General features: G+C 35.2%; 15 protein-coding genes and 1 pseudogene. All 16 read right to left on the reverse strand.

Annotation, left to right across the window (positions count from 1 at the left end):
* Positions 1-3: 3 nt before the first annotated feature.
* On the reverse strand, positions 4-1536 hold the full coding sequence (locus D7I46_RS04730) for a Ppx/GppA family phosphatase (protein WP_120771841.1): 1533 nt from the start codon (positions 1534-1536) through the stop codon (positions 4-6).
* Between the two features lie 117 nt (positions 1537-1653).
* Positions 1654-2708: pseudogene (gene queG, locus D7I46_RS04735) on the reverse strand (tRNA epoxyqueuosine(34) reductase QueG).
* Between the two features lie 113 nt (positions 2709-2821).
* Positions 2822-5641, reverse strand: coding sequence for a type VII secretion protein EsaA (gene esaA / locus D7I46_RS04740; protein ID WP_120771842.1), 2820 nt, complete (start codon positions 5639-5641; stop codon positions 2822-2824).
* Between the two features lie 630 nt (positions 5642-6271).
* Positions 6272-6673 (reverse strand): glycosyltransferase, encoded by a 402-nt coding sequence (locus D7I46_RS04750; RefSeq protein WP_120771844.1) that lies wholly within the window; start codon positions 6671-6673, stop codon positions 6272-6274.
* Positions 6660-6827, reverse strand: a complete 168-nt coding sequence (locus tag D7I46_RS13255) for a hypothetical protein (RefSeq protein ID WP_162930835.1) — start codon at positions 6825-6827, stop codon at positions 6660-6662. The genes D7I46_RS04750 and D7I46_RS13255 overlap by 14 nt, the downstream gene beginning before the upstream one ends.
* Positions 6828-7139: 312 nt before the next feature.
* A complete protein-coding gene (locus D7I46_RS04755; RefSeq protein WP_120771845.1) occupies positions 7140-7691 on the reverse strand; it encodes a hypothetical protein in 552 nt (183 codons plus the stop codon).
* Between the two features lie 66 nt (positions 7692-7757).
* Positions 7758-8117, reverse strand: a complete 360-nt coding sequence (locus D7I46_RS04760) for a DUF4176 domain-containing protein (protein WP_120771846.1) — start codon at positions 8115-8117, stop codon at positions 7758-7760.
* A gap of 1 nt (position 8118) precedes the next feature.
* Positions 8119-8748: a DUF443 family protein gene (locus tag D7I46_RS04765; protein ID WP_120771847.1), complete on the reverse strand. Its 630-nt coding sequence runs from the start codon at positions 8746-8748 to the stop codon at positions 8119-8121.
* Positions 8749-8754: 6 nt separating this feature from the next.
* Entirely contained in the window at positions 8755-10188 is a 1434-nt protein-coding gene (locus D7I46_RS04770) for a T7SS effector LXG polymorphic toxin (protein ID WP_120771848.1), read from the reverse strand.
* 78 nt (positions 10189-10266) lie between these two features.
* On the reverse strand, positions 10267-10611 hold the full coding sequence (locus tag D7I46_RS04775) for a DUF4176 domain-containing protein (protein ID WP_120771849.1): 345 nt from the start codon (positions 10609-10611) through the stop codon (positions 10267-10269).
* On the reverse strand, positions 10601-11383 hold the full coding sequence (locus D7I46_RS04780) for a hypothetical protein (protein ID WP_120771850.1): 783 nt from the start codon (positions 11381-11383) through the stop codon (positions 10601-10603). The genes D7I46_RS04775 and D7I46_RS04780 overlap by 11 nt, the downstream gene beginning before the upstream one ends.
* Positions 11370-12680 (reverse strand): T7SS effector LXG polymorphic toxin, encoded by a 1311-nt coding sequence (locus D7I46_RS04785; protein WP_120771851.1) that lies wholly within the window; start codon positions 12678-12680, stop codon positions 11370-11372. The genes D7I46_RS04780 and D7I46_RS04785 overlap by 14 nt, the downstream gene beginning before the upstream one ends.
* Before the next feature lie 144 nt (positions 12681-12824).
* Entirely contained in the window at positions 12825-13169 is a 345-nt protein-coding gene (locus D7I46_RS04790; protein ID WP_120771852.1) for a DUF4176 domain-containing protein, read from the reverse strand.
* On the reverse strand, positions 13166-13888 hold the full coding sequence (locus tag D7I46_RS04795; RefSeq protein ID WP_120771853.1) for a hypothetical protein: 723 nt from the start codon (positions 13886-13888) through the stop codon (positions 13166-13168). Before D7I46_RS04795 ends, D7I46_RS04790 begins: the two co-directional genes overlap by 4 nt.
* Positions 13881-15122 carry a T7SS effector LXG polymorphic toxin gene (locus D7I46_RS04800; RefSeq protein ID WP_120771854.1) on the reverse strand — a complete coding sequence of 414 codons (1242 nt, stop codon included), beginning with the start codon at positions 15120-15122 and terminating at the stop codon, positions 13881-13883. The genes D7I46_RS04795 and D7I46_RS04800 overlap by 8 nt, the downstream gene beginning before the upstream one ends.
* Positions 15113-15475: a hypothetical protein gene (locus D7I46_RS04805; protein ID WP_120771855.1), complete on the reverse strand. Its 363-nt coding sequence runs from the start codon at positions 15473-15475 to the stop codon at positions 15113-15115. Before D7I46_RS04805 ends, D7I46_RS04800 begins: the two co-directional genes overlap by 10 nt.
* Positions 15476-15481: the final 6 nt, after the last annotated feature.

The following is a 15481-nucleotide window of genomic DNA, read 5'->3' on the forward strand; positions in this document are numbered from 1 at the left end:
CCCCTAATTATAAAAATCTAAAATTACTTTTTTTCCTAAAATATATTCTATCTTTTTCTTCTGTCGTTCCGCACGTGAAAGTTCACCATAAGGCGTAAGACTCCATTTTATCCGAAGTCTGTACTTTGCTCCTTCTTTAAGTAGCTCCGCTTTCTCTATTTTATTCATTGGGATTACATTTAACGCATCACAAAAGCGGACAAGGTTTCCCGCTTTTAAGATTAATTCAATCTCCGAATCCTCAAACCAATCATGAAAGGGCGTAAGGTACTGGTTAAACAAAGACTTGTTCTTATAAGAAGCAAGAAGTGCAATAATAATTCTATCTCGATGTTTAAAACCAGAAATATTACTATTTGCTAGTAGATAAAAAGTGTGCATTGAACTGTCATCAGCTTCAATATAAGACCCTGCCAAATAAAGCATTGAAGCATAATATAAATAATCATTTAACTGCTCAGAGGGTATCACAAGACCTGCTCGAATCATCAAATCCTGAAAAAGCCGTACACGTTTCAAGCGTTGCTTTGCATTCTCTGGATCAATCCCATAATTAACAAGTAAACGCGCTATTGATGTTTTACGGATTCCTGACACTGGATAGGTTTCAGGCACCTCTGCATTAATCATATTAATGAGTAACCCTTCACGTAATCCTTCTTTGACAAAATACATTCGCTCCGCAGAAGTCGTTTCTGTTAAAGCTTGGAACGTTATTGTTGCGGGAATAATAATATCTGCTCGGTCACGTGAAAGACCATCTAAATCCCGAAGTTGTTTTAAAGATTTAGCAGCCAAGAAAAACTTCGTACTCTTTATATTTTCAACGGTCATTGAGTATCCATGTAGACCTGTAATCGGATAATTCACCATCCGTTGATGAACTGAAGCCATATTACGACTTGAGCCGCCCATCGCTACAATAGGAACATTGCGAGCATGAATCCAATCCTGTGTCTTAAATTGCAACTTAACATAGCGCTCACACGCTGCCATCGCCTCCAAATCACCTGGTTCCTTACCTTGAAAAAACATCTCCATCAACCGAACTACTCCAAATGGAAAACTATGTGAATGTATAAGTTCGTTACCTCTATAATAAGTGACTTCTGTAGAGCCGCCACCCATATCTACCGTATATGCTTCTTCAAAAGTGGTTAAATGACTTACCGCATATTGCCCATAAGCCGCCTCTTCTTTTTCCGATAAAAGTCTAATTTTAAAGTTTGAACGTTGTTCTAGCTCTTTAAGAACATCCGAAGAATTCCTTGCTTGCCTTATGACAGCTGTAGCAGTTGCTATTGTTTTTTTAGGACGATAAAGCTTGATAATATCTTCAAATATTCTCAAAGTTTTGATTAACTCATCTATTCCTATTTGCGAGAGATTACCATATTCATCCAAATACTGATAAAGGCGAATTGGCATCTTTATGTCTTGAATTTCTTTATAAGTATATTCTTTTTGAATATCATGGATAACCAATCTAACGCTATTTGAACCTATATCTATAAGTGCTATTTTATGTCTTTTCATCCACGCTCTCCATTTTTAATTTTATCATGATTGATATTGATTGTTTGTAAATATTGCGTAAATATGTATTGATGATAGATAAATGTTCGGAAATAAAAAGAGCCAACTCTAGCTCCCTTATTTCCGAGGACGAATTCGTGTTTTACCATTTTCCAAGCGTTCGATTGCCCATTCAGCAGCATCAACCATATAATCTCGAACATCATTCTTCTTAATTTCTTGGAGCTTGGGAAGAGCTGTTTTATCATTGCTATTTGCTAAGGCGTAAATAGCATTACGTTGCAAAGGATTTTTCCCCCGCCAAGAACCCGCCATTGAACCAAATTTATTGATAAACTGTTTATTAGAAAGATCAAGTAAGGGCAGAAGCTCGGGATTAGTGAGCTCAGGGTCTGGTTCCATTTCTGGATGAAAATGGCTGTTAATCCCTTTATTATAGGGACAAACAACTTGGCAAATATCACAACCATAGATAACAGTTTTAATTTTTTCACGAAATTCTTCTGGCATTTTCCCTTTAGCTTGTGTCTGAAAGCTCAAACAACGAGAAGCATTAAGTCTACCGTCACCAAGAAGCGCTGAGGTTGGACAAAAATCTACACAACGCGTACAGTCACCACAACCATAATCAACAGGATGGTCAGGAGTAATTTCAAGATTGGTGACAAGCTCACCTAAAAACATCCATGAACCAAATTCCTTGTTAATCAATAAACCATTTTTCCCGATAAAGCCGAGTCCTGCTCTAGCTGCAACTGCAACATCAACGAGTGCTCCTGTATCAACCATCGCTTTATAATGAAACTCACCTGCAAGTTTTTCAATCCCTTCAGCTAAGAATTTGAGTTTGCGTTGCAAAACAAAATGATAATCTTCCCCCAAGAACCTCGTGAAAATTGACCTCGTCTATATTCAGTTTTCTCAGGTTTCTCTTCAGCCCTATTAGGATAAGCGATACCAATAGAAATAATAGTTTTAGCATCCTCAACTGCAAGTCTAGGATGCAAACGTTCCTCAAGATTTTGATGTTCAAAACCACTTGTGTGTCCTGCTTCTTTTTGCTCTACAAGAGATTTCCTAAGATATTCAAAATTATCAGCTGTTGTAAAGCCGATTTTTTGAATGTTTAGGTCTGAGGCAAGTTGTTGTATAGCTAATTTCAGATTTGTCATATCTCAATTATGGCACAAATATTTATTATATGTCAATCACTATTCCCAACTACACAATAAAAAAGTATGAGAACCTCCGTCTCATACTTTTAACTTACCATTTAGTTGTATTTTCAAGCTTTTCTACGAACAATATACATTCCTACTCCACCTATAATGATTCCTCCAAATAGAGCAGGAATCCAAATTAAATTAATCGTTTGCCTTTTTGTTTTTTCCGCCTTTGGAGTAATATTTTTTACAGTCAACGGCTGAGCAAAGAAATTATAAATTGGACTTGGATTAATTCCTGGGGTGCGAGTGTTGGCAAGAACCGTTGAGAAGTTTGTAGAATAATCTTTACTCTTTTTCAGATCTTTAGCTCCTACGCTCAAGATCTCTCCCGTTCCATCAAGCACTTTTTGTGCATTAGCCTTTGTCGCATTAACCCCTTTGACCATTTCCTCAAATTGATTACTATTATCTTTGATTGCTTTAGCATTATTAGCTGTATCAGTTGCAGACTTACTTGTATTTGTCATCAAACTAGAAATCATTTTATAGATGCTATCTCCACCATTAGGGTCAATATAGAGATTAGGGTCTGTTTGATTATACTCATTCCAATTTTTTACTGCAAGTAAGTCAGCCTTAGATTCTTTCCATGATTTGTAACTTTCATCATTTGCTTTAGTCGCTGTATTATACCAATTTTGAAGAGCAGCCATTTGAGTAGAAAAATAAGAACTAGGAAGATTTTCTGATAGAGTATTCTCCGTTTGACTCAATGTATCTATGCGTTCTTGTAGCTCTGATAAAATTTGAATAATTTGTTTTAAGTTAGACTGTCCTAAGTCTTGATAATCTGTAACATCTTGATTACCTAACCGTTCCTGGATAGTATTGATATCCATGTTACCATAACGATTATAAACAGAATTTTCATTATTGGTTTGAAAATCATTTTTACTTGGTAATTGCCCATTTTCTGAGGCTACCATCAATGAGTTATCCTCAGGATTCCCATAAATAAAATTAATTAGCTGTGTACTTGTATCAATTTTATTAAACATACTAGTCAGAGTTTCAAAATAAGTTTGACCGACTGCATTATTTAATGGTTGCTCTGGATTTAAAACAAATTGGATTGTACCTGTTTTAGAACTACTTCCATCATAAGTCGTCAATGTTGCAGTAGAAATCTGCGTAGAACCAAAATCAACCGAGTAAGTCACTGTCAAAACCGCATCACCTGCACATGAATAGCTTTTTTCTATCATTTGGACCGTTCCATCTGGGTTCATGATAGGTTTACCATTGGCATCCAATGCAGGTTCTTCTTTTGTATAACTTTGATTGTTCAATGTGACGGTTGTATTATCACTGCTGATACTTGGATTGTTTTCTCCTGAACCACTAACATTAGAAACACTGATTGTTGTATCTGGTGCAGTAAGCTTAACATAACCAATATTCCCTTTCGGAATCTTAAGCGTTACAGTCTTCTCCATTGTTTGATGAGGTGTATTATCAGGCAATGTTATTTCATCCAATTCACCAGTCTTCACTCCAAAAGCAGAAGCATAATTTTTAAGAAAGTCAAGTTCTTTTTGATATTCACCAGCTTTCCCTTGCGTAAGTGAGTTATTTTCAACTAAACGGTTAAATAAATCAGTATAATCACTTGAGTTGACAGAAATATCTTCCAATAAAGAGGAGATTTGTGCTGAATAATTTTGCTTACTGTCCAATAGCGATTCTTGAGCGAAAGAGTTTTCCAATTTCTCAGCTAACGCTTTACGTGCATAAGTTGAATCCGGATCTTCAATGATACTTTGGAGATTGTCATACTTATAGTTAGAATCATTAATACTGATATCCGAAGCAAAAAACTGTTGTAAAACTTCTTGTTCCAACCCAAATAACTCTGTTCTTTGCTGAGCAAGTTGAGTGATTTGATTCCCAACATCATCTCTTTTTTCCGTAATTAACGTATTATATTGGGCTATTTGATTTGTCAAATCAGGATAAACACCTTGTGAAGTTCCATCACTATTTTGAGATGAGAATTGATTGAAATTCGTTAGGTTAGTAGTATAAAGTCCTTTAAATTGGTCAAAGTAGAATGTAGTATCTGAGGTAAATTGATGAGTAATACCAGCATTAGCATGTTCTACATTGATTTGTGCAATTTTTTGATTATCTTTAAAGAAATTTTGCAGAGGAACCTGCTGACTATTCAATGTCTTACTTGTTGAATCTAGCATTTTTTGCACACTACTAGTAAAACTATTTTGAGATTGAATCCATGAACTATTCTGAGACTTAAGAGAGCTAGCTTGACTGATTGTGGAAGTATATGATTCAGCTGTCGTCTTGAATGGGGGCAGTACATTTACACCTAATTGATTAAGTAAAGTACCTTGGCTTCCAACAACATCCTGCATCGCCCCTTGAGCGCTCGAAACATTATTAGCCACACTTGAATAATACATTTGAACAATACGCGTGTTAAAATCATAAAGTAATCCATTGATCTTATTATCTAATTGAACATTATTGACCTGATTTTGACCCGTTTCAATTTTATAATTTACTTCCGCTTTTTCGGGTGCAAGTGCTTGAAGAGATAAAAGATTAGATGTAAAATTTTGTGGAAGATAAATCACAGCATTTACAGAACCATCTTTATAAGCTCGCTCTGCGACACTTCGTGAAGCAACTTGCCAGTTATACTTGTCATCATTTGAAACTAAGTCTACAAAGCTCTTACCAAAATTGTAGCTTTTCCCTTCAAATTTACCACTTTCGTCCTCATTGACCAACACAATCGTTGGTTTGGACACCGACTGTCCCGCCGCTTCCTTTGGATGACTTAACCACCAAAAAGAAACACCAAGTCCAATTATAGCAATTACTAGAATACCACCAGTTATTACCGTTCTTCTCTTCATATCTATTACCTTCTCCTTTAGCTTTGTCCACTAATTATTACTAATGAATTAAATTGAATTAAATCATCACTAATAATCAGTGGAATGATATTTAACACTCCACTTTTATTTATAATACATCTAATTAAACGTACTCTTTCTGTCACCTGTATCTAACAGATAATACTTTTCTCCCGCTTCAATAATCTTATATCTATCATTCTTATAGATTGAAATTAATTTATCTTCCATATTACATTACCACTCCATTTGAATAGGTTTATCGCATTCACAACATTCCCAACTCACTGACCAACATCTTTTAATCCTTCATCAACCTTACTTTCAGCCCAATTCAACACACTCTTAAATTATCGTATGCCAAATTGAACAAAGCTGTAGCCCTAACACCAATTGAACATCCCTGCCTGATCCTCATTCACTAATGCAATCGTAGGTTTTGTGGTTCGCGTTTTCTTTTGCGTATTTTGGATCAATAAAAACATCAGAGTTCCTAACAGTAGAACAATCACACCTATGGCGATAGGGCGAATTTTGCGCATCTTATGATCAAATTCTTCCCAGATTAGTTGAGAGTTTCTCAATTTGTTTTATTTCACATATTTATTCCTTACTTTCAAACATCACAAATCACTTCAAATATTTTGTTGAATATTCCTTATAATTTGGTTGATTGGTCTTATTCATAGCATATAACATCGTTCCTTTAAGATAATCATCGGTTGAATCAGGTTGGATCATAATAGCTATATTTTTATTTTTATCTGGGAAAATAATTGTATAATTCTGACCATCTTGTTTTATTCCATAATAATTAACACCATTTTCTGTACCAACTGCATTCTGAGTATAATTATAGGTTTGACCATCCACAGTCACTTTTTTGTCGGTAAAGGTAATTGTGGAATTATCTCCAGACGCATCCTGAACTTTCCATGTACCTTGAATTGATTTTGAACCGCTGCAACCAACAAGAACCACAAGACTTATCGCCAATCCTAGAAGCAAAAAAATAATTTTATTCGTTTTCATTTACTTTAACACTCCCCAACATTTCTTGAATTTTCTCATAGTCTTCGTTTTTTTCTTCTTCATGTAGTTTAGTTGTTCCTGTAAAACTAATCATAAACTTAGTATCATTATATGTAATAAAAGAAACAGCAACAAGTTGAGCTATTGCACCCATATCTTTGTTGATGTATGCAAATTCTTCGACTTTCCATGAACGACTATTTATTTCATGTACCGAGTTGGAAAAAATATCAAGTTTCTTAAAGCTTTGAGTATAATTTTAAAGTTCTATCGTATTACTTATAAAATCATAGTTTTTTCTACCTTCTTGACATCAATTAAGATATTTGATGAAAAATCTGAATCTTCTTTTACCAATCCAATAACAGAATTAGGAAAACTTTGACTCTCCTATCCTTCATGAACATTTATTTCAACACTTGGTATTTGTGGAAATTCCTCACTTGGAAATTTTTTAACTGTCATTTTATTCTCCTTCTATTCCTTTTAATTTTTCAATTCTTGAGTGAATCGTGTCAACCTCTAAATTTCCTTGTAAATAACTACATAGGGTTGCTCCTTCAAAAAATATATTTTCTGGCAATTTTTTAGTAAGCTCTTTTTCACATTTAATCATCACTATACTAAATACACCTCCTCTACCAAGGCTATCAAAGGTACTGCCTGTGAAAATATAGGTAAAAGCTCGAAATTCTATTCCTTCATAAATGCCAGAAATCACATAAGCAACTTTTATATCTGCTCCTCTACCAAAAGGATAAGTCTGATAATTAGCATATCTTTCAACAAAAGGATTTCTAAATAGTTTTAAATTAACAATCATTCCTGTTTTACTCGTTTTTGAACTTTCGCGATAAGATAATTGTCCTTGAGCTTTATCAAACTGATAACCATGAGATTTAGCGAACTGTTCATACTTCTTATTTTCGCGCATAGCACGACTGATTGAGAAATATACGATAAGACCTGTCATTGCAAAAATCAATATCAAAAATAATACGATTAAAATTATCGTCATCTAGGACTCCTTTCTCTAATCAAATGGGTTTATCCAAGAGAAAAAGCCATCAATGTCTTTTTCTGCTTAAAATCCAAAACTCTGATCATCATTATTGCTAACTTTTCCTTTTTCAGAGATATTCATATTTTGTATAGGTTTTAACACCTCTCCTCTTTTTATATTAGGATTTTCTTTTTTCCAACTTTGATAAATTTCCTGAAAACGCTCCTCTTCTTCATCATGATAACCCTCAAAAACTACTTTATCAATATTTTCGTCATTAAAATAGAATACTTGTTCTGGTTCTAAACCTGATGGATAAGTACAGCCAGAGTAATCAAACATTTGAGTCCCCGCTTCTGACTCTATCAACGGTCCTCTATTTAAAATCATAAGTTTTCTAGTACCATCTTTTAAATACACAATACTTCCAATTGACAACATTTTATTTCTCCTTTATTAGATAATTTCCTTCAGCAAAAGCCGCTCTACTAAACAATAATATAAACATTAACGTCACGATAACTAAAAGGAACAAAACCAATGGATTTGTAAAGTAAAATACAAAAACCACTACTACTACAATGAACATAACTTGTAGAAATAGCCAAGCAAAAAATCTTTTAGTTTTTTGTAAATTAGGAATTAAGAATCTTAATTTTATATAGCTAAAATTTTCTTTATCTAAGTTCACACGATTAAACATACTCTTTTTTTCCTCATATGCTAAGAAAAATTTAATACCAAGCACTCCTATAAAATTATAAAGCAGTAAAATAATGATAGATATATAATTTATTGGCAAAATATAAGTAAGAACTGTTCCTAATATACTAAGCAGAAGACCGTAAAGAAACGAACGATTGTTAATATTTTTTTGTTCTACCCTCCCAACAATTAAGTCATCTGCATTAAGCTTTGAAATATTTAATACTTTATGATAACCAAATAATCCAAGAAACCATAATAAAATCGTACTCTTTCTATCATCTGTATCTAACAGATAATACTTTTCTCCCGCTTCAACAATCTTATATCTATCATTCTTATAGATTGAAATTAATTTTCCTTCCATATTATTTTACCATCCCCATTTGAATGGGTTTATCGCATTCGCAATATTCCCAACTGCCTGACCAACATCTTTTAATCCTTCATCAATCTTACTTCCAGCCCAATCCAGCCCACTCTTAAGACCGAGAAAATTATTATCATATGCCAAATTAAACAAAGCTGTAGCTCCAACACCAATTCCTATGGCTGCCGCCGATACTCCTATTGCGGCCCACCCAACGGGATTACTCACTAAAAGCGCTCCTATGGCAAAAGAAGCTCCTGCAGTCGCGCCTGCACCAATCGCCGTAGAAGCAATATTATGAGTCAACGCTTGCCCAACTGTCTTATGATTATCTGCCATATCATCATACATTCCAAAAGCAAATCCAGCTACAGCAAAGCCTTTCCCTGCATATTTTCCAAATTTTGATATGTCTTCTCCTGTTTGTACAACTTGTCGCCCAATTCCATTTGAATTTTCTAACACAAAAGAACCTACCCCATCAGGACCTGCTATACCTGTAAAGACATTTACTAAACCACCAAATTTCGATATTCCTTTTCCAACCACCTCATCTAAAAGGTCTCCAACAGTTTCACCATTACTAAACGATCCTCCAATTCCCGAAGCATTCTTCTTTATCCAGTCAAGAATACTTTGTGGAATTTCTTCATTAGGGTGAGCTTTGGCATAGGCTAATATAACATTTACATCTTCTATATTCGCTTTTTTATCACTAAGTACCTTATCCAATTTTTCTGTTTCTGAAACATCTTTCGCGCTTTTCACGCTCGTGAACCAAGAAGCATCTGTACCAGCGGGTAAACTATAAGTTCCATTACTATGCACCACCGTATCACTAAGCACAGTAACGCTCTGCACAATAATTTTCAAATTGTTTAGGTCATTATTAAACAAACCATTCACGGCAGAATTGAAATCTCGAAGTTTTTTGAGCTTCTGGTCGATTTTGTCGATATCTTGTTGAAGACTCTCCGAATAGTTCTCTAAGTTCTGTGCAGCAGCATTCAACATCGGTCCTACAAATGGGAGGGAAACACTATCTGCCGCAGAAGCTATTGTCCGAAAAGTACTGGCTGTATTATCCGTTGCTGTCTTTATCGCTTGTGTGGAGGTTTTCTTTGCATTGAGTTTATCCTCATCCAACACACCCTCGCTGCTCACTTCATTATTTGCACTTTCATAACGACTCAAATGTTTTTTGGTATCATCAAAAGCAGAGGAAGCACGCGTGATCGTCGGAATGATGAGGGCAGAAAACAAATCCTTACCCGCATTGAAAGCTGCACCATCTAGTAACTTGCCTGCGCCAATAGCGCCTGTCAAGGTACGACTGGCACTCACAACATCTTGCACCGCTGCCTTAGCAATCGCAAGGTTCGCATTCATCCCATCCATCAGATTTTGTGAATCCGAACTTGAATAAATTAGTCCCATGGTAAATGATTCCTTTCTTACTAAATTTAGATTTTATTTTATAAAATTATGAGTATCGAGAATACGTATTATTTACTCTCAAAAACCAAAGGTGTCTGATTCTTGACTATTCTCTAATTTTAGATGAGGCAGTGTAATATTTTTTGAAAAATCTTCTGCATTATCTTGAAACAACTGTTCACGAGCATCAATATACCCTACAAATTTTGCTTCTTCGACATTTTCACGGTTAAAGAAATAAATTTCGTCAGCCTTAATTAGTCCAAGGGAACTCCGAACGGCTGCATAGTCAAAATATCCTCTTTCTCCATCCATCTCTGTTTCTGCAAATCGACTGATTATCATCAATGTCTCTCTAGCATTATCAACGGTCACAATACTACCTAGTGGTAAAAATTTTACTTCATTTTCATTATTGTTCATCTTTCATTTCCTCTTCAACTTTCTTATGTATTTCTTCATAGTTAATCATTGATTTGTTTGGAGTTATTTTCTTTGAAGATATAAACCTTTCCAAAGAACTCTCAAGAGACTTCCAAAATTGATAAGATTTTATCGGTGAATAGGCGAATATCCTGAAGATAAATGGATACATGCATAAGGAAATTACAACGGTCATTACATTTCCTTGAACTTGATTATAAGGAGATACGCTATATAAAAAGAAAACAATAAAAATTATGACTAACATTCTTAGATTTAAGTAAAGTGAATAATGCAAAATCAACTTTTTTTTATTTTGTACGCACGTTAAAACGTTATTATAATCCATTTTTTCATCCGATTTGCTCAAGAAATTTCCGGACAACTTCAGATTAGAACGTTTTTCAAAAACATAAATAAAATTATCTTCATTTTTGTCTCTGGAGAAAATCTTTAAGCTGGAGAAAATATCCCCCATATGCCAAATGTTTAATACATTAAGTCCTCTCAAAATAAAGACCAGAATAAAAAGCAACGCAACATTTACGATGATAATTTTGAAAAGCAGAGATAAACTAAGGGAAAAGCAAGCAGTCAAGCTTCCAGTTCCCCAAAGTGCCACTATCAAATATGCAAGAACGGCTGTCAAGACATTCAAAATTTGGGATACAATTTTTATTTTTTTAGTCGTTCTACCAAAATTAGAAAACTCATCTACATGAAATGTATTTTTGTCATAATCAAAAATTATATTTTTGTCAATTCTGACCACTTAATTTCCTCCATGCCCAAGAGAATAAGTCTCCAGCCCGTTGATTATCATTTTCATTATTCCAATTTACTGAGTTAGGAGAAAAAGCATTTGAAACGGCTTTATTGAAATTATCTTTTACAAAGTTCTCTAATTTTCCAGATTTTACAAAGTTCCAATCGGTAGAAATTGTATTTTTTATATGGTCATACTCATCATCCTCATACTTATCTACTGGTACCTCAACAAGAGTACCGACACCAACTCCAAAAATCGGATTTTCACTAACCAAGGTTAAACCGCCATCAATTAACAAATTTGTCACTGTATGTATGCCGACTTTTGCTACAATATCACCTGTAGTATTTTTTTCATTCTCTGATTCAGAATGCCAATCAAGAATAGCACCAATAAAAGGAAATCTCTTGAATAGTTCTCCACCAGCATTTTCAAATAATTCTGGAAATGCTACACTCCAGCCTTTATCAATGGTATATTCATCTATTGCGTGTTCTGTGTTACCTACTAAGACCTCTAGCCAATCCATAAAAGAATTACCTGACAAAGAGCCTTTATGTGTATTACTAATTTCCACTAAACTTTGCTTTATGTCTTTAAGCGTCTGAATTGATTGGTGGTCTGTTTTTAAACTTGTTAACCAAGAAGCATCGGTTCCTTTAGGCAATGAGTAACTCCCATCACCCTTGACAACCGTGTCACTAAGCACAGTTACACTTTGCACCACGATATTCAGCTGGTTCAAATCATCGTTAAATAAGCCATTTACTGCAGAATTGAATGTATAAAGTTTTTGGAGTTTCTGATTAATTTTGTCTATATCTTGTTGAAGACTCTCTGAATAATTCTCCAAGTTCTGTGCAGCATCATTCAACATTGGTCCTACAAATGGGAGGGAAACACTATCTGCCGCAGAAGATATTGTCCGAAAAGTACTGGCTGTATTATCCGTTGCTGTCTTTATCGCTTGTGTGGAGGTTTTCTTGGCATTGAGTTTATCCTCATCCAACACACCCTCGCTGCTCACTTCATTATTTGCACTTTCATAACGACTCAAATGTTTTTTGGTATCATCAAAAGCAGAGGAAGCACGCGTGATCGTCGGAATGATGAGGGCAGAAAACAAATCTTTACCCGCATTGAAAGCTGCACCATCTAGTAACTTGCCTGCGCCAATAGCGCCTGTCAAGGTACGACTGGCACTCACAACATCTTGCACCGCTGCCTTAGCAATCGCAAGATTCGCATTCATCCCATCCATCAGATTTTGTGAATCCGAACTTGAATAAATCATTCCCATGGTAAATGATCCCTTTCTCCTTGAAACTGTTCACGCTGATCTTCTAATTTCTGACTTTCTTGTGAAAAAGCGTGCGTGAGATTTTCTTGTTGTTGTGTTAAAAAATTTTTAAGAGACTGAGCTTTTCATTATCAACAAAAATCTTCAAAATCCAAAACTCTGCTCATCAATAGAATTTTCTGATTTATCCTTAGTCACAAGTCCTTTTTCTATATCTGTATCTTCTCTCCAATCCTTTAATGCTGCTAAAATTGTATCTTCTTCTTTGCCAATATACCCCTCTGCGATTACTTCCCGTATATCTTCGTTGTTGAAATAAGCAATTTCATCTGCATTTATCCCTGTCAACTGTGAAAAACCTGCGTAGTCAAAATAGCATTGCCCTTTATCTAACTGTACAATAGGCTGTCTTATTCCAATCATCAATGGAATAATTCCTTCTTTTAAGTAAACCACACTACCCAAAGGCAATAATTTTTCTCTATTCATCTGTTCTCTCTTTCTAAAATTTTAATTTCATATGTCGCCCTCTTTCCGTCTGAGGCATAGTTTCCATTGAAAAAGAAGATACTCCCTATATATGCAATTAATATTCCCATTGCACGTAGCCCAACGAAAAATGGGAAAATTATTGTAATCGGAATAATCAGCGACGATAATGATATAAAGGCGATTATCTTCATTTTCTTATCTGTTCCTTCAACTCCTGCTTTGTTACTGCCTAATGGAATATTGGATGACATTTTCCCAATTAGCGCCAAGTCTCCATTTAGTTTCTTTATTACATTTGATAACAAAATTTTTCTAAATAAAGCAATAGCTGAGAAAACAATAATCATAATAATCCATAGAAACAGAATATTTACAATACCGATACCTATACTAATCGGATAATTAATATTTCCAAAAAAGAAGTACGCTGGAATTAGAGCTCTAACAGCCGCAGAAACCACCACAGCTACCCCAATGTATGATATTCCACTAGTATTCTTCTTTTGAAAGGGGTTCATCAACTTATACTCTGACAATTTGATGTCAGACTGATAAATTTTTCTTGGATAAACGTTTCTAAATAGAAAGCTATTCTGCTTTATTAAATACTCATCATCATTACTTTGTAACAACAACCAACCTTTCACAGGCTTTTTTTGATTAAATGAAAATTGGAATATCTGTCCTTCAACGTTAATTTTGTGATACTTATCCAAAAACACCTCCAAAGAAGCTACTGACTCCTTTAGTCACGTTATTCCAGCCAGAAACTACAGCATTTCCAATATTATCTTCAAACTTTTTCACTCCAGAAAAGTGTTCTCTCAATAGATCGTTTGTAGAATTAACTAGAATACCAACTCCTATGACTGCCGCTAGAGGAGCTTCAATAGGAGCACCTGCTATCAACCCCGCAACAGCAAATCCTCCAGCAATCACAGCGGTTGTCGTAATTTCTTTTCCCCAAGCTTCTTGTGCAGAATCTCCCGTCACCATGTCAATACCCACTCCAGCAACTAATCCAAAAGCTCCAGTTACAGCTTTTCCGCCATATTTAGCTAGACTTGTGGCAGTATCTTCGGCGCCTGTCATTGCCTCTTTGGTAGCCCCTGGAATCTTCCCAAGAATTTTTCCATCCGCAGTTGTTATGGAATAACGATTATCAAATATATCTGCTGCTTTACCAGCACCATAGGCTGCACCTTTTTCCATAATCTTTTCTTCAGCTTTTTTATTTATCCCCTCAATAATGGAAGTTTGAACACTAGTAGTAGCCAGTTTTGTAAACCAAGAAGAATCAGTGCCTTTAGGCAAAGTATAACTTCCAGTTTTGGTATTTATAACTGTGCCACTAAGCAAGGTAACATTTTGAACAATTTGTTTCAAGTTATTCAAATCATCGTTAAATAAGCCATTTACTGCAGAATTGAATGTATGAAGTTTTTGGAGTTTCTGATTAATTTTGTCTATATCTTGTTGAAGACTCTCTGAATAATTCTCCAAGTTCTGTGCAGCATCATTCAACATTGGTCCTACAAATGGGAGGGAAACACTATCTGCCGCAGAAGCCATTGTCCGAAAAGTACTGGCTGTATTATCCGTTGCTGTCTTTATCGCTTGTGTGGAGGTTTTCTTGGCATTGAGTTTATCCTCATCCAACACACCCTCGCTGCTCACTTCACTATTCGCAGTCTTATACTGCTCCAAATGTTGCTTTGTATCATCAAAAGCGGTTGAAGCACGCGTGATTGTCGGAATGATGAGGGCAGAAAACAAATCCTTACCCGCATTGAAAGCTGCACCATCTAGTAACTTGCCTGCGCCAATAGCGCCTGTCAAGGTACGACTGGCACTCACAACATCTTGCACCGCTGCCTTAGCAATCGCAAGGTTCGCATTCATCCCATCCATCAGATTTTGTGAATCCGAACTTGAATAAATTAGTCCCATGGTAAATGATCCCTTTCTCCTTGAAACTGTTCACGCTGATCTTCTAATTTCTGACTTTCTTGCGAAAAAGCGTGTGTGAGGTTTTCCTGTTGTTGTGTTAAAAAATTTTTAAGAAACTGCGCCTTGCCTTGATTTTCTTCAAAATCCCATTGTGCTGAGAAACTCCCACGTTTCATCATTTCGTTGTCAATTTCCAACAGATTTCGAAATTCTTTTTCCGTTGTTTGTTCAAAATTTTCTAAAGTATTTTTGAGTTGATAGTGTTGAGTGTTTAGATCCTCTAATTCTCGCTCTGTTTGAAGAATTTTTTGGTTATATTCATAACGCTCATTGGCACTTTTATCCTTGACCATTCTTCT

The sequence above is a fragment of the Lactococcus allomyrinae genome, from assembly GCF_003627095.1.
In the GTDB taxonomy this organism is placed as follows: domain Bacteria; phylum Bacillota; class Bacilli; order Lactobacillales; family Streptococcaceae; genus Lactococcus; species Lactococcus allomyrinae.